The sequence below is a fragment of the Amycolatopsis rhabdoformis genome (assembly GCF_035918295.1).
In the GTDB taxonomy this organism is placed as follows: Bacteria; Actinomycetota; Actinomycetes; order Mycobacteriales; family Pseudonocardiaceae; genus Amycolatopsis; species Amycolatopsis rhabdoformis.
Window position 1 is genome coordinate 7,656,866 of the sequence record NZ_CP142149.1, and the last position, 20,280, is coordinate 7,677,145.

General features: G+C 71.1%; 18 protein-coding genes. 5 read left to right on the forward strand and 13 right to left on the reverse strand.

Annotated elements, in window-relative coordinates:
• Window positions 1–40 precede the first annotated feature (40 nt).
• The gene (locus tag VSH64_RS35230; protein WP_326567064.1) at window positions 41–832 is read left to right on the forward strand and encodes an SAM hydrolase/SAM-dependent halogenase family protein; all 792 of its coding nucleotides are present in this window, start codon (window positions 41–43) and stop codon (window positions 830–832) included.
• A 61-nt stretch (window positions 833–893) separates the two neighbouring features.
• Window positions 894–2,144: an alpha/beta hydrolase family protein gene (locus VSH64_RS35235; protein WP_326567065.1), complete on the forward strand. Its 1,251-nt coding sequence runs from the start codon at window positions 894–896 to the stop codon at window positions 2,142–2,144.
• On the opposite strand, the gene VSH64_RS35240 is transcribed toward VSH64_RS35235, so the two are convergent.
• From VSH64_RS35240 to VSH64_RS35290, 11 genes are all read right to left on the reverse strand, one after another.
• A complete protein-coding gene (locus VSH64_RS35240) occupies window positions 2,029–3,438 on the reverse strand; it encodes an FAD-binding oxidoreductase (protein WP_326567066.1) in 1,410 nt (469 codons plus the stop codon). The two genes, VSH64_RS35235 and VSH64_RS35240, sit on opposite strands and share 116 nt — an antisense overlap.
• Before the next feature lie 128 nt (window positions 3,439–3,566).
• A complete protein-coding gene (locus VSH64_RS35245) occupies window positions 3,567–4,307 on the reverse strand; it encodes an amino acid ABC transporter ATP-binding protein (protein WP_326567067.1) in 741 nt (246 codons plus the stop codon).
• Window positions 4,304–5,083 (reverse strand): amino acid ABC transporter permease, encoded by a 780-nt coding sequence (locus VSH64_RS35250; protein WP_326567068.1) that lies wholly within the window; start codon window positions 5,081–5,083, stop codon window positions 4,304–4,306. The genes VSH64_RS35245 and VSH64_RS35250 overlap by 4 nt, the downstream gene beginning before the upstream one ends.
• Window positions 5,084–5,089: 6 nt before the next feature.
• Window positions 5,090–5,866: an ABC transporter substrate-binding protein gene (locus VSH64_RS35255; protein ID WP_326567069.1), complete on the reverse strand. Its 777-nt coding sequence runs from the start codon at window positions 5,864–5,866 to the stop codon at window positions 5,090–5,092.
• A 42-nt stretch (window positions 5,867–5,908) separates the two neighbouring features.
• Window positions 5,909–6,712: a substrate-binding periplasmic protein gene (locus tag VSH64_RS35260; protein WP_326567070.1), complete on the reverse strand. Its 804-nt coding sequence runs from the start codon at window positions 6,710–6,712 to the stop codon at window positions 5,909–5,911.
• Between the two features lie 216 nt (window positions 6,713–6,928).
• Window positions 6,929–8,035, reverse strand: a complete 1,107-nt coding sequence (locus VSH64_RS35265) for an alpha/beta hydrolase (RefSeq protein ID WP_326567071.1) — start codon at window positions 8,033–8,035, stop codon at window positions 6,929–6,931.
• A gap of 92 nt (window positions 8,036–8,127) precedes the next feature.
• Window positions 8,128–9,555, reverse strand: coding sequence for an adenylosuccinate lyase (purB, locus tag VSH64_RS35270; protein WP_326567072.1), 1,428 nt, complete (start codon window positions 9,553–9,555; stop codon window positions 8,128–8,130).
• Window positions 9,556–9,703: 148 nt separating this feature from the next.
• A complete protein-coding gene (locus tag VSH64_RS35275) occupies window positions 9,704–10,597 on the reverse strand; it encodes a DUF4380 domain-containing protein (RefSeq protein ID WP_326567073.1) in 894 nt (297 codons plus the stop codon).
• On the reverse strand, window positions 10,591–11,739 hold the full coding sequence (dgoD, locus tag VSH64_RS35280; protein WP_326567074.1) for a galactonate dehydratase: 1,149 nt from the start codon (window positions 11,737–11,739) through the stop codon (window positions 10,591–10,593). The genes VSH64_RS35275 and dgoD overlap by 7 nt, the downstream gene beginning before the upstream one ends.
• Window positions 11,740–11,768: 29 nt before the next feature.
• Entirely contained in the window at window positions 11,769–12,473 is a 705-nt protein-coding gene (locus VSH64_RS35285) for an SDR family NAD(P)-dependent oxidoreductase (RefSeq protein WP_326567075.1), read from the reverse strand.
• Between the two features lie 14 nt (window positions 12,474–12,487).
• Complete coding sequence (locus VSH64_RS35290; RefSeq protein WP_326567076.1) at window positions 12,488–14,596, reverse strand: hypothetical protein; 2,109 nt, start codon at window positions 14,594–14,596, stop codon at window positions 12,488–12,490.
• Window positions 14,597–14,731: 135 nt separating this feature from the next.
• Between VSH64_RS35290 and VSH64_RS35295 the strand changes: the two genes are divergently transcribed.
• From VSH64_RS35295 to VSH64_RS35305, 3 genes are read left to right on the forward strand one after another with little or no spacing between them, the layout of a single operon-like run.
• Entirely contained in the window at window positions 14,732–15,676 is a 945-nt protein-coding gene (locus VSH64_RS35295; RefSeq protein ID WP_326567077.1) for a sugar kinase, read from the forward strand.
• The gene (locus VSH64_RS35300; RefSeq protein ID WP_326567078.1) at window positions 15,673–16,287 is read left to right on the forward strand and encodes a bifunctional 4-hydroxy-2-oxoglutarate aldolase/2-dehydro-3-deoxy-phosphogluconate aldolase; all 615 of its coding nucleotides are present in this window, start codon (window positions 15,673–15,675) and stop codon (window positions 16,285–16,287) included. The genes VSH64_RS35295 and VSH64_RS35300 overlap by 4 nt, the downstream gene beginning before the upstream one ends.
• Window positions 16,284–17,288 carry a lactonase family protein gene (locus VSH64_RS35305; protein ID WP_326567079.1) on the forward strand — a complete coding sequence of 335 codons (1,005 nt, stop codon included), beginning with the start codon at window positions 16,284–16,286 and terminating at the stop codon, window positions 17,286–17,288. Before VSH64_RS35300 ends, VSH64_RS35305 begins: the two co-directional genes overlap by 4 nt.
• A gap of 51 nt (window positions 17,289–17,339) precedes the next feature.
• Here VSH64_RS35305 and VSH64_RS35310 read toward each other — a convergent pair whose 3' ends face one another.
• Complete coding sequence (locus VSH64_RS35310) at window positions 17,340–19,394, reverse strand: alpha-galactosidase (RefSeq protein WP_326567080.1); 2,055 nt, start codon at window positions 19,392–19,394, stop codon at window positions 17,340–17,342.
• A complete protein-coding gene (locus VSH64_RS35315; protein WP_326567081.1) occupies window positions 19,391–20,278 on the reverse strand; it encodes a carbohydrate ABC transporter permease in 888 nt (295 codons plus the stop codon). The genes VSH64_RS35310 and VSH64_RS35315 overlap by 4 nt, the downstream gene beginning before the upstream one ends.
• Window positions 20,279–20,280 lie beyond the last annotated feature (2 nt).

Here is a 20,280-nt window from a genome sequence, read left to right on the forward strand (position 1 = left end):
CCCTAACCCGAGGGCCCCGCGACCGAGGATGATGCAGGTCATGCCCTACCGCTGGATCTCGTTCACCACCGACTACGGCCTGCGTGACGGCTTCGTCGCGGCCTGCCACGGGGTGATCGCGCGCCTCGCGCCCGACGTGCGGGTGATCGACGTGACCCACCTCGTGCCGCCGCAGCAGGTGCGCCCCGGCGCGGCCGTGCTGGCGCAGACCGTGCCCTCGCTGCCCGACGCCGTGCACCTGGCCGTGGTCGACCCTGGCGTCGGCACGGCGCGGCGCGCGGTGGTCGTGGTCGCCGCGCGCGGGCTGCTGGTGGGTCCGGACAACGGCCTGCTGCTGCCCGCCGCCGCGGCGCTCGGCGGCGTGCGGGAGGCGTACGAGATCGAGGTGCCCGACCCGGCGTCCGCGACCTTCCATGGGCGGGACGTGTTCGCCCCCGCCGCCGCGCGGCTCGCCCTCGGCGCGCAACCGGCGTCGCTGGGCCGGCCGGTTCCGGACCTGGTGAAGCTGCCGGATCCGTTGGTGGCGGCGTTCCCGGGCAAGCTGGTGTCCGACGTGCTGACCGTCGACCACTTCGGCAACGTGCAGCTCGCCGCGGCGCCCGCCGACCTCGAGCTCACCGGCCTCACGGGCTCGGTCACCGTGCACAGCCCGCGCGTGGCTGTGTCCGCGACGATCGGGCGGACGTTCGGCGACGTGCCGCTCGGCGAACGCGTTCTTTTCACCGACTCCGCCGGCCACCTCGCGATTGCCGTGAACGGTGGATCCGCTGCTGCGGTGCTGGATCTGGGCGCCGCCGAAGAATGCACGATCACCGCTTCCCCGGCTCGCTGACCTCGGGCCTCGCTTGCCAGAACGCGTTCCCGGCAGGGAACGTGAACGGTGGGAGGCGAAAATGACGGCGTTGCTTTCACACGGGAACAAGGTTATTTCCGAAGGCTTCTTCCGCGACGACAGTCTCGATTTCCAAACCCGGGGTGTGCTCGGTCGTGCCGTGCGCGGGTCGAGTGAAGTCGGCGAAGTGCTGGCCACCGTCGCGCGAGTGCGGGGAGCAGCGGATTGGGCGCCACAGTGGGAGATCACCGCGCGGCGCGTGCACGACGAAGCGGCGCGCGCCCGCGATCGCGGCCACCCAGTGAGCGCGCGGTCGGGGTTCCTGCGCGCGGCCACGTACTGGGCCTGCGCCCTCGACGGTCTCTCGGCCGAGCCCGATTCCGACGAGCTCATCCGCGTGTTCCGCGCCCACCGGGAGTGCTGGGAGGAGTTCGTCGCCTGCTCCGAAGGCGCGTACCTGCGCGTGCCCGTGGCCTACGAATCCACGCAGCTGCCCGGTTTCCTCCTGCGCCCGGACGCCTCCGGCACCCCGCGCCCGACGCTCGTGATCACCAACGGCAGCGACGGCTCGATCAGCGACCTCTGGACCACGGCCGCCGCCGGCGCGCTGGCGCGCGACTGGAACGCGTTCGTGTACGACGGCCCCGGCCAGCAGTCGATGCTCTTCGAGCACGGCACACACTTCCGCCACGACTGGGAAGCCGTGCTCACCCCGGTGGTCGACACGCTCGTGGCCCGCCCGGACGTGGACGCAGCCCAGCTCACGGGCTACGGCGTGAGCCAGGCCGGCTACTGGCTGCCGCGCGCGCTGGCGTTCGAGCACCGGCTCGTGGCCGCCGTGATCGACCCGGGGGTGGTCGACGTGTCGACTTCGTGGACGCGGTCGCTCGGCAAGAACATGCGCGCCGCGCTGGAGCACGGTGACCGCGCGGGGTTCAACCGGAACCTGAACCTGGCGATGCACCTCCCGGGGCTGCGCCGCACACTCACCTTCCGCGCGCGGCCGTACCGGCACGACGACTGGTTCGACCTGTTCACGGAGGTCAGCCGCTATCGCCTCGACGCGGACACCGTCGAGGCGATCACTACGCCGATGCTGATCACGGATCCGGATGCCGAGCAGTTCTGGCCGGGTCAGTCGAGCCGGCTGGCCGAGCTCGTGCGGGCGCGGGGCGGCCGGGCCGATCTGGCGCGGTTCACGGCGGAGGAAGGGGCGAGTGAGCACGTGCAGCCGATGGGGCGGCTGCTGACGGAGAACCGGATGTTCGACTGGCTCGAGGAGCTGGTGCGACCACAGCCGGCGCGAAGCTGAACACGTCGCCCGGGTCCCACACTTCCTTGAGCCGCGCGAGTTCCGCGGCCTTCTCGGGTTCGTAGCAGGCCGAGGCGTCCGCGTGGCTCGTCGGGAGGAACGTCCGAAGTGGACCGCCACTGCTCCACGCGGCGACGGCCGGGTACACGCGCTGCTGCGCCGTGGGATCGGCGCCGGGGTGGGTGGAGGTGAAGAGGTTCAGCCGCGCCGCACGGTGTCCGACCGCGTCGGGAATCGCGGTCTGCTCGGAAAGCGCGCCGCCGAGGTGTCGCAGCTCCAGCATGAACGGCGCGCTCGGGTCCACCAGCGACGGCATGACCTCCAGCGCGTCTTCGCTGCTCAGCGCGAGGCTTTCGCTGGCGACGGGCATCGGCCCCACCGGGTCGGCGTGGATCGAGCCGAGCTCGGTCATCGGCAACGGCCCCACCGTGTCGAGGAAGGGTCCGGCGGCGGCCAGGGGCTCCACGAGCCGCCGGCCCACGTCCGCGTCGCCGAAGTAGGCCACGCGCAGGTGGCAGCAGAACCGGCCGCGCAGCGGCTCCGGCACCGCCGGCACGTCCGGAAACGCGAGGAACGCCAGCGACAGGCTCAGCTCGCGCGGCGCCGTCCCGACGCTGTGGTGGAACCGCTCGATGACCGCCGGTGCGTGGTCCGCGGTGAAAAACAGGCCGCCGCCGTACAGCGGATCCGCCGGCACCAGGCCGACTTCCAGCGCGGTCACGGCGGCGAAGTTGCCACCGCCACCGCGCAGCGCCCGGAACAGGTCCGGGTGGTGGTCGGCCGTCACGGTGAGCTTGCCGCCGTCCGCCGTGACGACGTCGAGGCTGCGCACGTGGTCGGCGGCGTACCCGTGGCGGCGCCCCAGCATGCCGAGGCCGCCGCCGAGGCTGTAGGACACGTAGCCGACGCCCGGCGCGGAGCCGACCGGCGCCGTGAGCCCGTGCGCAGCGGTGGCGGCGAGCACGTCCGCGGCGGTCGCACCGGCGGAAACGCGCGCGACCTGCTGCTGCGGATCGACCTCCACGCGGCGCAACCCCCGCGTGGTCACGAGCAGCCCGCCGCCCATCGAGCGGTGCGCGCCGTGGCCGGTGGCCTGCACGTCGACGTCGAGCCCGTGTTCGGCCGCGAACCGCACGCCCTCGGCCACGTCGGCTTCCGCCCCGGCCGCCACCACGACATCCGGCCGGTGGTCGAGCGAGAGGTTGAACCCGCCCCGTTCCCGTTCGTACCCCGGATCTCCCGGGAAGTAGACCCCGCCCCGCACGCGCGCGGCCAGTTCGCCGGTTCCACCCATTTCGTCTTCCTCGCTCTCGCCTCGAGCGTGAATTCGATGGAGAGCGACACTACCCGGGACGATTCTGGCGTCAAGTCACCGAATTTCGTGATTCACGCGAACGGTTCGGGGAAATTGCCGAGGACGCGTCAGAGCACCTGCGACAGGAACTGCCGCAACCTCGGGCTCGTCGGGTTGTCGAAGATCTGGTCCGGCGTGCCCTGCTCCACGATGCGGCCCGCGTCCATGAACGCCACCTCGTCGGCCACGCTGCGCGCGAAGCCCATCTCGTGCGTCACCACGATGAGGGTGAGGCCGCGGGAAGCCAGGCCCGCCATGAGGTTGAGCACCCCCTTCACCAGCTCGGGGTCCAGTGCGGACGTGGCCTCGTCGAAGAGCATCACCTCGGGGTCCATCGCCAGGGCCCGCGCGATGGCCACGCGTTGCTGCTGGCCGCCGGACAGCGCCGAAGGCCGGTATGGCGCCTTCTCCGCCAGGCCGACGTCGGCCAGCCGCGCCCGCGCGATGGCCGTGGCCTCCTCTTTGGTCAGTCCCTTGACGCTGCGCAGCGGCAGCACGATGTTGTCCAGCACCGAGCGGTGGCCGAAGAGGTTGAAGTGCTGGAACACCATGCCCACGCGCTGGCGCAGCACGTCCGGGTTGGCGTGGATCACGCTGGTGCCGTCGAGCAGCAGGTCGCCGCTGTCCGGTTCCTGCAGACGGTTCACGCAGCGCAGGAGCGTGGACTTGCCGGAACCCGAGGGACCGATGACACACGTCGTCTTGCCGGAGGCCACCCGCAGGTCGACGCCGCGCAGCACTTCGAGCGTGCCGAAGCTCACGTGGATGTCGCGAAGCTCCACACTGGACGATCGCACGGCGGTGGTCACAGGCTCACCCTCCCGGTGTTGAGCAGCGCCAGGTCGCCGTCGTCGCCGGAGCCGGCTCCGGCGTCCGAGTCGGCGCGGACCTTGCGGCCGGTCTGCAGGCGCTTGTCGATGTAGTTCACCAGGTGCGTGAGCGGCACGGTGATCACGAGGTACACGAACCCGGCCGCCACGAGCGGTGAGAGGTTGCCCGTGTTGGCGGCGAGGTCCTGGCCGATGCGGAACAGCTCGCGCTGCGAGGTGAGGAACCCGAGGAAGTACACCAGCGTCGAGTCCTTCACCAGCGAGATGAACTGGTTCACCAGCGCCGGCAGCACGCGGCGCACGCCCTGCGGGATCACCACCAGCAGCATCGCCTTGGTGTAGGTCATGCCCAGCGCGCGGCTGGCCTCCAGCTGTCCTTTTTCGACACTCTGGATGCCGGCGCGGAAGATCTCACCGATGTAGGCCGCGGCGATCAGGCTCAGCGCCGTGATGCCGAGCGGGTACGGGTTGTGGCCCACGATGCCGCGCGCGAGCGTGCCGAGGCCCTGGCCGATCACGAGGATCGTGAGGATCGCCGGCAGGCCGCGGAAGATGTCGGTGTACACGCGGGCCGGCCAGCGCAGCCAGACCTTCTTGGACAGTCCCATCACGGCCAGCACCATGCCGAGCACGGTGCCGATCACCGCGGAGACGCCGGCGAGGATCAGCGTGTTGAGCAGGCCCGTCTTCAGCAGGTCCGGGAAGACCTGCCAGATGTACGACCAATTGAGGAACGTGTCGAGGAACTGGTCCATGGAGACCTACTGCCCACCCGCGAAGTCCGCCGGCACCGGGGCGTCGGGCTCGAACTGCTGGTGCACCTTCTTCCAGGTGCCATCGGCGACGGCCTTCTTGATGCCATCGTTGAGCTTGGTGAGCAAGTCGGCGTTGCCCTTCTTCACCGCGTACCCGTGCGGGATCGTGGTGGTGATCGACTTGGTCACCACCAGACCCGGGTTCTTCGCGGCGTAGTCCTTCGCCGAGGCCTGGTCGAACACCGCGCCGTCGATCGCCGAGGACTTCAGCGCGCTCAGCACCGCCGCGTCGTTCGGGAAGCGCACGGCCTGGGCCTGAGGTGCGTTGGCGGCCAGCCAGGTGTCGGACACGGTGCCCTGCACCACGCCGATTCGCTTGCCCGTCAAGGACTTCTCGTCGGTGATGCCCGCCGTGCTCTTCGCCTCGATGCCGAGCGACTGGTAGTTGTACGGGTCGGAGAACGCCACGGTCTGCTTGCGCGCGTCGGTCTGCGCGATGCCGGCGCTGCCGATGTCGAACGTGCTGTTGGCGACCTGGCCCAGCAGCGCGGAGAAGTCGACCGCGACGAACTCGACCTTCAGGTTCTCCTTGGCCGCGATGTCCTTCAGCAGCTCGTTGTCGAACCCGGTGAACTGGCCGTTCTCCTCGTACGCGTTGGGCCGCGAGTCGCTCAGCGTGCCCACGCGCAGGGTGTCGCCGCCGCTGTCCCCGCTGCCGCCGCACGCGGTGAGCGTCGCGAGCAGGGTGGCCGCCGTGACGGCTGTGACCAATGTCTTCTTCATGTCACTCCTCAGCTTCCGGGCGGAAAATGCAGGATAGGGCAGTCACGCGTTCTTCACCGGCAAGCCGGGACCGCCCTGGGCGAGCTCCGCGGCCACCGGGGCCTGCTTGAAGAACTGCGCGTGCAGCCGCGCGACGGTGCCGTCCGCGATGGCCTTCGCGAGGCCGTCGTTGAGCTTGGCCAGCAGGTCCGCATCGGACTTCGCGACGGCGAAGGCCGACGGGGTGTCCTTGTCCAGCACGGTGTACCCGAACTCCAGCGGCACACCCGGGTTCTGGTCGAGGTACTTCTGGCCGATGTCCTTCGGCACCACCCAGCCGTCGAGCGCACCGTTGCGCAGCTGCGCGAAACCGGCGTTGTAGTCGGGGAATCGCACGACCTCGGCGCCGGCGAGCTTGCCCGCGAACTCGTCCTGCACCGAACCCTGCACCGCACCGAGGCGCTTGCCCGCGAACGCGCCGGCGTCGGCCAGCGCGGCGCCCTTCTTGGTCACCACGGTGGTGTAGCTCGTGTCGTAGCCATTGGAGAACGCGACGGTCTTCTTGCGCGCGGTAGTGGCGGAGATCGTGGAGCTGCCGATGTCGAGCTGTCCGCTCGCGACCTGGGCGAGCAGGCCCGAGAACTCCGTGCCGACGAACTCGACCTGGAAGCCTTCGCGCTTCGCGATGTCCCGCAGCAGCTCGTTGTCGTAGCCGGTGAACTGGCCGTTTTCGAGGTAGATGCTCGGTGGCGCGTCGGTGAGGGTGCCGACGCGCAGCGGCCGGCCCGAGGCGTCCGACGAGCCGCACGCGGTGAGCGCGACGGCGGAGGCGGCCACGATGGCGAAAAGCGAAACGAGCTTGCGCATGACTTCTTCCTGAATCCTGGAGCGAAAGACAAGAAGCGCCAGGCCGCGGTGTGCGGCCTGGCGCTTCCGGGTTCAGCGTCCGAGATTAGGGATTTCGCCCGATCGGGTAACTTCGTCCCACTGGGTGGACGCGGTGCGCGCCGTCACAGGACGCACCCCGCGGGCCGGTCAACCGGAGAACGCGAGCAAGCTCACCGGCCACCGGGATGACCAACGTCACGACACCGGTCCGGTCTCGGCGCAGCGCGCGCCGCCTCCGGAGAAGGTGGCGCGCAGCCACGACAGGTACAGCGTGTTCGCCGTCGGGGCGGCGAGCTCCTCCTGGATGGCGTGCCCGCTCCCCGCGACCAGGTTCGTGGCGAGGCAGGCGTTGGGGAGCAGCTTCTTCTCGTACGCCTGGAAGGCGCCCGCGTTGGCGCACTGCGGAGTCGGTGAAGGCGCCGCGCCCACGGGGTTGCCCTCGCAGTAGTGCCGGTCGAACTGGCCGACCGCCACCAGCGCCGGGAGCTTGATCCGGGCCGCCTGCGCCGCGGCGGCGGGGCCTTGCGGCCGGGACGCCAGCTCGGTGTCGGACAGGATGCCCTGGTGGGCGCCGATCGCCGCGAGCGCGTGCGGATCGGTGCCCGGCCCGTGCACGAGCCCGATCTGCTCGACCTTGTCGGGCAGCACGGTCACGTACCCGTCGTCCAGCCCGCGCCATCGATCGCCGACGGTCCGCGCGGGCACCTGGTAGAGCTTGTCGAGCTGGAGGGTTTCCGGCGTCACCGCGGCGCCGTACCCGGTGAGGACCAGCGCGTCGAGCGCACCGGTGTCCCGCGCCGCGACCCCGGCCAGCGTGCCGGAGCCCAGCGAATGCCCGATCCCGACGACGGTGTGCCACTGGGTGCCGAACGCCTTCGAGCCGGCGCGCAGCGCTGTCGCCACTTGGTCCACAGTGGACACTTGAGCGTCATAGGTCACCGACTTGCTCGACGCCGGCACGGTCGAGCGGCCGGTGCCGAGCCGGTCGAGGGCGTAGGTCGCGTAGCCCTCGGCCAACGCCGCGCGCACGAAGCTGCCGGACGAGAGCTCCGGCAGGTTCCAGTAGTCGGCGTTCTCACCACCGCCGGCGACCAGGAGCAGCACGGTCCCGTTGCCGGCCGCCGGAGTGCACAGGTCACCGGCGAGCCGACCCGGCGCGGGCACGCCGGGCACCGAAACGGGCGTCTGCACCACCCGGCACGACGAAGCGCGGGCCGGGGGTGCGGGCGGCGGGCTGCTCGCGCAGGCGGCAGCCAGGAAACCGATCAGGAGCAGGGCCAGGACACGGCGGATGAGGGGCATCGTCGACTCTCTTCTGTGGCCAGTGCCCAGAGATTAGAAAGCCGACCCGCCCCCCAGTACCGAGATTTTCCGTCGGGTCCTGTCAGTGCTGCTTACAGGATCGGCCGCGGCGCGTACCCCGCCGCGTCCGGGAAGCGTTCCAGCACCCGCTCCACGCGCTGGGCCACCTCCTCGACCTGCGCCGGCGCCACCCCGGTGAACGAGATGCGGTCGGCGAGGAGTTTGTCCAGATCGCCGCGGTCGAGCGGCAGCCGGTCGTCGGCCGCGAGGCGGTCGAGCAGGTCGTTCTCGGCGCCGCGCTCGCGCATCGCCAGGGCCACGCCCACGGCGTTCTCCTTGATCGCCTCGTGGGCCGTCTCCCGACCGACGCCACCGCGCACGGCCGCCATCAGCACCTTCGTGGTGGCCAGGAACGGCAGGTAGCGATCGAGCTCACGCTCGACCACGGCCGGGAACGCGCCGAACTCGGCCAGCACCGTGAGGAAGGTCTCCAACAGGCCGTCGAGCGCGAAGAACGCGTCGGGCAGCGCGACGCGGCGCACGACCGAGTCGGACACGTCGCCCTCGTTCCACTGGTCGCCCGCGAGCTCGCCGATCATCGACAGGTGCCCGCGCAGCACCACGGCCAGGCCGTTGACGCGTTCGCACGAGCGCGTGTTCATCTTGTGCGGCATCGCCGACGAGCCGACCTGGCCGGGCTTGAAGCCCTCGGTCACGAGCTCGTGGCCGGCCATCAGCCGGATCGTCTTGGCCAGGCTAGACGGCGCCGCGGCCAGCTGTACCAGCGTGGAGAGCACGTCGAAGTCCAGCGACCGCGGGTAGACCTGGCCGACGCTCACGAAGTGGTTGCGGAACCCGAGGTGCTCGGCGATCTTCGTCTCGAGCAGGTCCAAAGTGGACTCGTCGCCCAGCAGGTCGAGCATGTCCTGCGCGGTGCCGACCGGGCCCTTGATGCCGCGCAACGGGTAGCGCTCGATGAGGTTGTCCAGGCGCGAGAACGCCACCAGCAGCTCGTCGGCCGCCGTCGCGAACCGCTTGCCGAGCGTGGTGGCCTGCGCGGCGACGTTGTGCGAGCGCCCGGCCATCACCAGGTCGGAGTGCTCCACGCCCAGCGCGGCCAGGCGCGCGAGCACCGCGGCGACGCGGCTGCGCATGAGCTCGAGCGAGCGCAGCTGCTGCAGCTGCTCCACGTTCTCCGTGAGGTCGCGCGAGGTCATGCCCTTGTGCACGTGCTCGTGGCCGGCGAGGGCGTTGAACTCTTCGATGCGGGCCTTCACGTCGTGGCGCGTCACGCGCTCGCGCTCGGCGATCGAGTCGAGGCGCACGTCTTCGAGCACGCGCTCGTAGTCGGCCAGCACGCCTTCGGGCACCTCGACGCCCAGCTCGTTCTGCGCGCGGAGCACGGCGAGCCACAGCTGCCGCTCCAGCACCACCTTCTCCTCGGGCGACCAGAGCCGCACCAGCTCGGGCGAGGCGTAGCGGGCGGCGAGCACGTTGGGAATCCGGGGCTTGTCCGTCACGCGGCCACGATACCCGTGCAGGTCAGAGGTGGGCGGGGCCGGTGGGACCCAGCTGGGCACCACCGGTTCGGCCTCGCGAAGGCCTCGGCACCCCGTGCACCGAGCCGGGCGAGAGCCTGGCACAACCGACACGGGGGACGCGAGGGAATTAACCGCTGGAAACGGTCCCGGTGACCGTGAGCGACGTCGTCTCACCGGGCGCGAGCGTGGTCAGTGGGCCGAGCGCCTCCAGCTCCACGATCCGCGCCGGCGGGTCGAGATCGCCCAGGTCGGCGAGGGGTTCCGGCAGCGGGTGCTCGAGCCAGATCTCCAACGGCGACCCGGCGTCGGGGTAGTCCGCGCCCGGCTCGACGTCGAACGCCAACGTGAGCGTGGTCTCATCGACCCCGCACGACACCCAGCCCGCCGTGTCCGGCACGCCAAGCTTGCCGACGACGTCCTGGGGCGGCACCACCAGCGTGGCACCGTCCACTGTGTACTTCGGGTTGCCGGTGCCCGCCACGAGCTCCACCACAGCCGGCGCGCGCGTGCCCGCCAGGCCCGCCACCACCGTGCCGCCGCCGGGCAGCTGGGTCACGTTCCACAGCGCCCAGCGCACCGGCGCGGCGCTGCAGTTCTCCGCCGTGAGCTGCAGCGTGTACGACGCGCCGGAGCCCAGCGTGAGCGAGCGGGTGAACCGCAGGCCGGTGCGCGGATCGACGCCGCTGGTCAGCGTCACCGCCAGCGAGGAAAGCCCGGAGACGGCGTACGGGCCCGAGTCCAGCACGGGGTCCGGCGGCCCCGCCCACTCCCCGGGCCCGTCCCAGCCTTGCGGTGCGGGCCAGGTCTTGTCGCCGCCGTAGTTGACCCAGTCGCCCATCCGCCCGGAGTTGGGCACCGGGTCACGGCCGTCGAGCGGCAGCAGGTCGTCACCCAGCAACGCCGGGTTCCGCCAGAGCAACTCGATGCCGTCGTGGACCAGCGACAACAGCCGCCCACCCAGCGCCGGAACGACGCCCAGGCGCAGCACGCCGTTGTCGAGCCACACGACGTCGGTCACCATTCGGCGAGCCCACCGTCGTCCAGGCGCCACACCGGCGAACGCCAGCTGTGGCCGACCTCGTCGGCGCGCCGCACGGCGGCCTCGTCCACCTCGATGCCGAGGCCCGGGCCGGTCGGCCGCGCGGCGTAGCCGTCGGTGAAGCGGAACAGCGCCGAGTCCGTGAGGTAGCTCAGCGGTTCGAGGCCCTGGTGGTAGTGCATGCCGAGGCTTTGTTCCTGGATCAGGAAGTTGGGCGTGGCGAACGCCACCTGCATCGAGGCCGCGAGCGAGATCGGCCCGAGCGGGCAGTGCGGGGCCATGCTCGCGCCGTAGACCTCGGCGAGCGCGGCGATGCGGCGCAGCTCGGAAATGCCGCCGGCGTGCGACGGGTCGGGCTGCACCACCGCGACGCCCGCGTCGAGCACCGGCTTGAACTCCCAGCGCGAGTACAGCCGCTCGCCGACCGCGATCGGCACGGTCGACGCGTTGACCACCGAGGCCAGCGCGCCGCCCTGGGTCTCGGGCAGCACCGGCTCCTCGACGAACATCGGCTGCACTTCTTCGAGCATCTTCACGAGCCGGCGCGCCATCGCGGGCGACACGCGGCCGTGGAAGTCGATCGCGAGGTCGCGCTCCGGGCCCAGCGCCTCGCGGGCCTCGCGCGCGCGAGCCAGCGCGGCGTTGGCTTCGGCCGGTGACGCGATGGGCGCGAGCGGTCCCGCCACGTTCATCTTCACCGCCGTGAACCCGGCCTCGACCTGCGCCGAGACCGCGTCGAAGATCCCCGACGGCCGGTCACCGCCCACCCACGAGTACACCCGCACGCGGTCGCGCACCGGGCCGCCGAGCAGCTCGTGCACCGGCACGCCGTGCACCTTGCCGGCGATGTCCCACAGCGCGTGGTCGAACCCGGCGAGCGCGCTGGAGAGCACCGGCCCGCCGCGGTAGAACCCGCCACGGCGCAACGTCTGCCAGTGGTCCTCGATGCGCAGCGGGTCCTGGCCCACGAGCAGCTCGGCCATCTCGTGCACGGCGGCGCGCACCGTTTCCGCGCGCCCCTCGACCACGGGCTCGCCCCACCCGGAGATGCCCTCGTCGGTGTTCACCTTCAGGAACAACCAGCGTGGTGCGACGAGGAACGTCTCGATACCGGTGATCTTCACCTGGCCCCCCTTTCCTTTAGAGACGCGGTCTATGCGGAATCCTTGGCGGCCGACCAGCCGCCGTCGACGGTCAGGTCGGCGCCCGTGACGTACGAGGCCCCCGGCGAGAGCAGGAACGCGATCACGGCGGCGACCTCGGCCGGGTCGCCCAGCCGGCCGGCGGGCGTCGCGCGCGCACTGCGTTCGATGTCCTCCTCGGTGAGCCGGTCCCACGCCTGCGTGCGCACGGGACCGGGCAGCACCGAGTTCACGCGCACGTCGGGCGCGTATTCCACGGCGAGCTGGCGCGCCAGCGAGACCAGCGCGCCCTTGCTCGCCGCGTACGCCGGGTGTCCCGGCAGGCCGAACCGCGCGTGCACCGAAGACACCAGCACGACCGAGCCCCGCCGGGCCCGCAGCGACGGCAGGCACGCCTTCACCGCGAGGTAGGACCCGGTGAGGTTCACGTCGAGCTGGTGCTGCCACTGCTCCCGCGCCATCTCGTGGAGCGGGCCGGTAGTGGGCACGTACGCGTTGCTGACCAATGCGTCGACCTCACCGGCCGCCTCGATGACCTGGCGCCACGTCTCGTCGGCAGTCACGTCACCGCGCACGCCGGTGAGGTCGTCGGGGAGGGGAGCGACGTCCACACCCACGACTCGGTAGCCGTCGGCCTGCAGCCGGCGGGCCGTCGCGGCACCGATGCCGGACGCGGCACCGGTCACCACGGCCGTCAGGTTGTCTGGTGTGGACATCGCCGATCCTCCTGTCAGAGCTTGTCTACGCGGACATGGTCGTCCGGACCACGCACTCCGAGCCAGACGCCATTCGCGTCAGCCGCGCCGCCGAGCGTGCCGACGACACTGCCCGACGGGTACTTCGCCTGCTTGAACCAGCCGGAGAAGGTGGCGCCGTTGCGGTCGTTCTGCCACAGCGTGTAGTCGCTGGCCAGCGCGAACACGGAAACCTTGTCGCCCTGCGCGACGAGTGTCGGGCTGCTGGAGATCGTGCCGCCGATGTTCGTCCAGTCGGACCAGGCGCCGCCGCCGTCACGGGTGCGGACCCACACGCCGTCGTCCGGGGTGCGGACGGCGACCGTGGTGCCGGTCGTGGAGGTCGCGGCGCCGGGGCGACCGTAGATCTGGGTGTCGTTCGGCGCGCCGAGCGAGGACCAGCGGCCGTCGGTGGTGCGGGTCCAGACCTTGCCGTCGGTGCCGCGGGTGTAGAGCGTGCCGTCGGCGGTCACGGACGGCGAGTCGGTGAGGTTACCGCCGAGCCGGTGCCAGGCGCCCCAGCGCTTGCCGTCGTAGGTCAGCTGCCACACCGCGTTGTCCAGACCGCGGACGTAGACGTCGATGTCGGAGCCGCGCACGTTCGCCGCCGGCTGGCCCAGGAACGGGCCGCCGATGACCGAGGTGCCCTTGCCGAGGCCCTGCGTCTGCAGCACGCCGAGCGGGCCGCGGGTGAAGGTCACGGTCTTGTCGCCGGTGCGCACCACGGCCGGGCTGGCCGTCGCGCCGCTCGCGACGCTGGTGCCGGGCACCAGGTCCGTGCCGTGCAGCTTCAGGAACGCCGTGCCGTGCGCGGGAACCGTGACGGTGTACGTGCCGGTGGCGCTGCCGCGGTCGGCGCGGGCGCGCAGGTCGCGGATCGAGACCTTGCCGGAGAGGCCGGCGTCGGCGAAGTTCAGCGTCATCTGCGTGTCCGCGTCACCGCGGTTGAGCAGCACGACCGCGCGCGAACCGTCCTGCGAGAGGCGCTTGCTGTAGGTGTCGGTGGAGCCGTTGTTGGCCACGCGAACACCCTGGATCCCGAGCTTGTCCTGGTCCACCGCGATGATCTCGGGGTTCTTCAGCGTGTCGATCATCGACTGCGGCAGCGTGCGCGGGTCCGAGCCGATGATGAGCGGGGAAGCCATTTCCGCCCACAGCACGAGCTGCGTGGTCGACTCCTCCTCGTTCATCTCGAGGGTGCCCTGCTCGGTCTTGCGCATCGGGATCAGGAAGTCGGGGTCGTTCCAGTGACCGGGACCGTTGGCCTCGGGGTGCGCCGCGTTCACGTCGGCGTTGCGCAGCATGTCCTTGTAGATCCCCTCGTACGGGGTTCCGAAGGCCACGTCGGTGTTGGTGCGCCACGAATCCGCGACGAGCGGGCCGAACGTGTAGGACACGCCGGCGGTCTGGCTCGGCGTGTGCGGCACGCCCCAGTCGTCGGTCACGGGGTTGCAGATGTTCAGGATCATCTTGCGGCCCGCCTTCTGCAGGGCCGCGCTGAACTCCGTGTACGCCTTCGCCGGGTCGAGGTTGTTCGCGATGCCGCAGAGGAAGTCGACCTTGATCGCGTCGAACTTCCAGCTGGCGAAGCGTTTCGTGTCCTGCCCGTAGTAGCCCTGGCTGCCCGCGGCGCAGTTCTTGCCGTCGGAGGGGCCGGCGTCGGTGTAGATGCCGGCGAGCAGGCCGCGGTCGTGGATGTACTTCACCAGCGCGTCCATGCCCGAGGGGAAGCGCGCGGGGTCGGGCACGAGGTTGCCGTCGGCGTCGCGCGGGTCCTTGGCGTTCCAGCCGCCGTCGATCCACACGTACTTGTAGCCGGCCTTGGCCAGGCCGCTCGAGACGAGGTAGTCGGCGACCCCCTTCACGCCGGCCTCGGACACGGTCGGCATGCCGAAGTAGTTGTTCCAGCCCATGTACGGCGTCTGCGCCAGGCCGGAGTTGTAGTAGTCCGGGGCACCCTGGTCGGCGGCCGTGGACTGCTGCGGGAAGAGCGAGGCCGGGGCGGCGGAAGCGGGGGTCGCGAGCCCGAGCACGGTCGCTGCCGCCGCGGCGGCAGCGGTGATCGTGAGTGCTCTGCGGGATCTGCGTGGGGAGCGCGGGAGCATGTGGCGACACCTTTCGTCGTCGAAACAGCGCCGAACGGGGCCGTGATCGTCGGCCCGCGAGCAGCATGCCGGGGTCGCGGAGGTCGCGTCAAGAATAAATCCTAAATTAAGATTTCACGCGGTATGCTTCCCGCGATGAACGACATCGAAGTCCTCACCCTGGGCGAAGCGATGCGGCTGCTGCTCGCCGAACCCGGTGTCGCGCTTCGGCGCGCGCACCACTTCCAGGCGTCGGTGGCCGGAGCCGAAGCCAACGTGTCGGTCGGTCTGGCGCGGCTCGGGCACCGCGTCCGCTGGCTCAGCCGCGTCGGTGACGACTCCTCGGGTGCCGCCGTGCTCGGCGCGCTGCGCGCCGAGGGCGTGGATGTGACGCGCGTCGAGGTGGATCCCGCCGGGTTCACCGGGCTGCTGCTGCGCGACGACACCCCGGGCCGCGGCATCGACGTGCAGTACCACCGCGCCGGCTCGGCCGCGTGCTCGCTGACACCCGAGTACGTGCGCGCCGCCGGCCTCGGTGGCGCGCGGCTGGTACTGGTCTCGGGGATCACGTCGATGCTGTCGCTGTCGGCGCGCGACGCCGTGCTGGCGTTGTTCGAGCTGGCGCGCGCGGAAGGCGCGACGATCGCGTTCGACCCCAACGTGCGGCTCAAGCTCGCCTCGCCGGCGCAGTGGCGCGAGACCGTGGGACCGCTGCTGCACCAGGCGGATCTGGTGTTCGCCGGTGAGGACGAGCTGGACCTGCTCGACGTTTCCGCGGCCGACCTGATCGGCCAGGGCGTCGGCACGGTCGTGGTGAAGCAGCGCGACAAGGTGGCGCGCGCGATCACGGCCGAGTACGAGTGGAGCCAGGAAACGCTGGTCACGCACGTCGTCGACCCAGTGGGCGCGGGAGACGCGCTCACGTCCGGCTACCTGTCGGCGTGGCTGCGCGGAGGCTCCCCGGCCGAAGCGCTGCTGGCCGGCGCGGTGTCGGCGGCGCTGGTCGTCGGCACGCGCACGGACCTGGAAGGACTGCCCGATCGGGCCGAGCTGGCCCGCACGAGCGCCGCCCTCGGTGGCGGCGAGGAGGTACGCCGATGAGCTACCGCTGGGAGATCACGCACGCGGCGCTGCGGCAGGGGGTCGTGGGCATCGTGCGCACGCCCGACGCCGCGTCGGCCGTGGTCGCCGCGCGCGCCGCGCTGGACGCGGGCCTGCGGTCGATCGAGGTCCCGTTGACCAATCCCGGGGCGCCGGCCGCTATCGAAGAGCTGAGCGCCGCGTACCCCGACGCCGTGATCGGTGCCGGCACGGTGCTCGACGAGGCCTCGGCCGTGCTCGCGATCCGGTCCGGCGCACGGTTCCTGGTGTCGCCCAACCTCGAAGCCGCCGTGATCCGCACCGCTCACCGGTACGGCGCGGCCGCGTTCCCCGGCGCCGGCTCCGTGACGGAAATCGTGCGGGCGCTGGAAGAAGGCGCCGACGCGGTGAAGGTCTTCCCGGCCACGACGCTCGGCCCGCGCTGGGTCAAGGACGTGCGCGCCGCGCTGCCGCAGGCGCCGCTGGTGCCGACCGGTGGAATCGCTCCCGAGGACGTGCCAGAGTGGCTCGCGGCGGGCGCGGTGGCCGTCGGCATGGGCTCGGCGCTCACGCGCGGCACGGCCGAGGACATCCGCGCCCGGGTGGTCGCGATGGTGAGGGAGGGCTCGTGACGGACGTCTTGCTGGTCGGTTGCTACACCGCCGAGATGGGCGGGAAGGGCACGGGGATCTCCACGTTCCGCCGCGACCCCGCCGGCTTGGTGCTGGAGTCGACGCTGGAGCTGCGGTCACCGTCGTGGCTGGTCAAGCACCCGACGTTGCCGGTGCTGTACACGACCAACGAGACCGACGACGGCGCCGTGTCCTCGGTGTCGCTTGTGGACGGTGCGCTGGCCGTGCTGGACGCCGAGGTGCCGAGCGGCGGTGCGCACCCGTGCCACCTCGCCGTGACGCCGGACGGCCGGTTCCTGCTGTGCGCCAATTACACCGGCGGCAGCCTCGCGGTGTTCGGGCTGTCCGCCGACGGCCGGATCACGGGCCGGACGGCGCTGGTGCAGCACAGCGGCACCGGGCCCAACTCGGCGCGCCAGGAGTCCGCCCACGTGCACATGGCGGTGCCGAGTGCCGACGGGTCCGTGGTGAGCGCCGTGGACCTGGGCACGGACGAGATCCGCAGCTACACGCTCTCTTCGGCCGGCGAGCTGACGCTGCTGGCCGTGTCGCAGCTGCCGCCGGGCAGCGGACCGCGGCAGCTCGTGCGGATTCCGGGCACCGACCTGGCGTACGTGGCGTGTGAGCTGTCCAGCGAGGTGCTGACGGTGCGCGAGACGTCGCCGGGGACCTTCGAAGTGGTCGCCGCGACGCCCGCCGTACACGGCACGTTCGACGGCGAGAACATCGTGGCACACCTGGAGGTACTCGACTCCGGCGTGTACCTGTCGAACCGTGGTGCGGACGTCGTCACGGCGTTCTCCGGGTCGCCGCTGGCCGCCGTGGCGGATCAGGCTTGTGGTGCGCATCCGCGGCACTTCGCCGTGGTGGACGGGGTTTGTTACGTCACAGCTCAGTCCGATGACGAGCTCACGGCGTTCCCGCTCGCCGAGCTGGGCCAGGCCGAGGTCGTGACGATTCCGACGGGTTCACCGAGCTTCGTGCTGCCGTTGAGTCTCTGAGTCCTGAAACGAAAAACGCCCTGCCATAGTCGGCAGGGCGTTTTCGTGTGCTCAGACCCCCGTCAGGACGAAGATCTCGGCGTCACGGTCGCCGGTCCATTCCACCGGCAGCCCCACGTGCACGAGGTGCGCACCCGAGTACTCGCGGCCGGATTCGTCGCGGTAGGTCGCGGCCGGGTCGAGCCCGTGCAGCTTGATCCGCGACGACCGGCCCGGCACCAGCGGTGTGCCCACCAGCTCGCCGGTGCTCCAGGCGAGCACCACCGTCTGCGCACCCAGCACGTACTGCGTGGCCGCGGTCGCTTCGCCCGGTCCCGAAAGGACCCGGCACCGTCCCGTGTGGATGATCGGCCGCAGGGCCTTGTACCGCGAGATCAGCTCCGCCGCTTCGGCCCGCTGCTCGGAGTCCCACTTCGACAGGTCCGCGCCGATGCCCAGCACCCCAGCCATCGCGAGCACGAACCGGAACCGCAGCGAGCGCGGCCGCGGGTCGAACACGCCGGGCGCATCGGTGACCCACGAGCTCATCAGGTGCGGCGCGTGCATCAGCAGGAAGCCGTCCTGGATGCGCAGGCGGTCGAGCGGCGCGGTGTTGTCGCTGGGCCACACGACGTCGCTGCGCGACACCGTCGCCAGGTCCGTGCGGCCACCGCCGCCGGCGCAGGATTCGACGATCAGGTCGGGGTACGCCGTGCGCAGGTGGTCGAGCAGGCGGTGGTAGTTGGCCACGTGCTCGGCGTCGAGGTCCGCCGTCGGCGCGTCGGGGCGGCCGCGTTCGGTCGGCGGGCGGTTCATGTCCCACTTGAGGTAGCTGATCGGGTACGCGGTGAGCAGGTCGTCGAGCATCCCGCGCACGTACTCGAACACCTCGGGCTTGCCGAGGTCGAGCAGCAGCTGGTTGCGGATCAGCGTGGCCTCGCGGCCCTCACGCCGGTAGACCCAGTCGGGGTGCGCGGCGTACAGCTGGGACTTCGGGCTGATCGCCTCGGGTTCCACCCACAGGCCGAAGTCGAGCCCGAGTGCGCGCACGGAGTCCACGAACGCGCCGAACCCGCCCTCGAACGAGGACTGCTCCGGCGTCCAGTCGCCGAGGCCGCCGGTGTCGTCGTCGCGGCCGACGAACCAGCCGTCGTCCACCACGAACAGCTCCACCCCCAGGTCCGCGGCCTGCTTGGCGAGCTCCAGTTGACGCTCGCCGGACACCTCGAAGCCCGTGGCTTCCCAGGAGTTGTAGAGCACCGGCCGCCGCTTTTCCAGCCGCGGCCCGGCGAGCTTGCGCGAGTACGCGTGCCACACGGAGGCCAGCCCGGCCAGACCGTCCACACTGGACGCCAGCGCGAGCTCCGGAGTGGCCAGCGTCGCACCCGGTTCGAGCACGATCGGGCCCGGGTTGGCCAGCCGGCCCGCGCGCACGCGCGTGAGCCCGTTCGGCTCGATCTCGGCGTCGAGCTCCCACGAGCCCGACCAGGCCAGGGAAACGCCGTACGCGGGACCGTCGGGCGAGCCCGTGTCCTGCACCGCGAGCCACGGCACGTACTGGTGCCCCGGCACGCCGAAGCGGCTTTCCATGCGGAAGGACCCGGCTTCGAGCACCGTCGAGCGCCGCGTGAACTCCTGCGACCACTGTCCGGTCAGGTAGGTGAGCCGAGCGCCGTGTGCGCCGGTGGCCACGGTCACGCCTGCCGAACCGAGCCGCTCGATCTGCAGCGAGGAAGCGCCGGTGTTCGTGAACTCGACCCACCGGCTCAGCACGTCGGTGCCCGGCTCCGCGCGGTAACACTGCACCGCACGCAACCCGGTCACCGAGTCGACGAACGCCAACCGCAGCTCCGTCGAGGTCGACTCGTCGGCCTCGAAGCGCCACCACGAATCCCCGGCCACGGCCAGATCCGCGCCCGAGAACGGCCGCAGCCCGCGCGGCGCGTACTCGACCGGCGCCGCGTCCGCGTCGGTGATGAAGTGCACGTCACCGCGGTTGGCCAGTGGCGAAGGGCCGTGCTCGACCCCGCGCGGACCCCACGCGACGAGCTCCAGCCACCGGTTCCCCGGTTCCAGCGCGACGGTGTACGAAGTGGACTCGAGTTCGAGTGTCCACCGGTTGGTCACTTGATCGCCCCGATCGCGAGCCCGGAAATGAAGTGCTTCTGGAACCTCAGGAACACGGCCACGGTCGGCACGGCGGCGATCACCGAACCGGCCGCGATCACGTTCCAGTTGGACACGTACTGGCCCTGCAGGCCGAGCAGCGCCGGCGTCACCGGCATCACGGTTTCGGTGCGCAGCACGGTGATCGACCACAGCAGGTCGTTGAACGTCCAGGTGAACGCCAGCGCGCCGAGCGCGGCGAGCGCCGGGCGGGTCATCGGCAGGATGATGCGCCAGAAGATGGTGATCGGCCCGGCGCCGTCGATGAGCGCCGCCTGCTGGATCTCGTCCGGAATGGACCGCATGAAACCCTGCAGCACGAACGTGTAGAAGCCGAGGCCGAACCCGACCTGCACGATGATGAGCGCCGTGAGCGTGTCGTAGATGCCGAGCAGCTCGGACAGCTTCGACACCGGCACCAGCAGGATCTGCGGCGGCAGCAGGTTGCCCGAGAGCATGATCAGGATGATCGTGCGCCGGAACGGGATCTGGAAGCGGCTCAGCGCGAACGCGGCCGCCGAGGCGAGCAGCAGCGACAGCAGCACCGTCGGGATCGTGACGATGAGGCTGTTGAGCATCGCGTGCCCGCCACCGCCGACCCCCCACGCCTCACCGAACGACCCGAGGTCGAACGAGTGCGGCAGCGAACCGAGGCCGTTGCTCGCGATGTCCGAAAAGGACCGCACGCTCGTGGTGATCACGAGCACGATCGGCAGCAGCCACAGGATCGACAGCCCGCCGGCGAGCAGGTGGAAGCCGAAGGTGCGGCCCTGCTTGCTGTGGTTGCGCTTGGCCGGCACGCGCTCCGGCGGCGCGTCGGCCGGCGCCGGCACGGTCGTGGTCACGC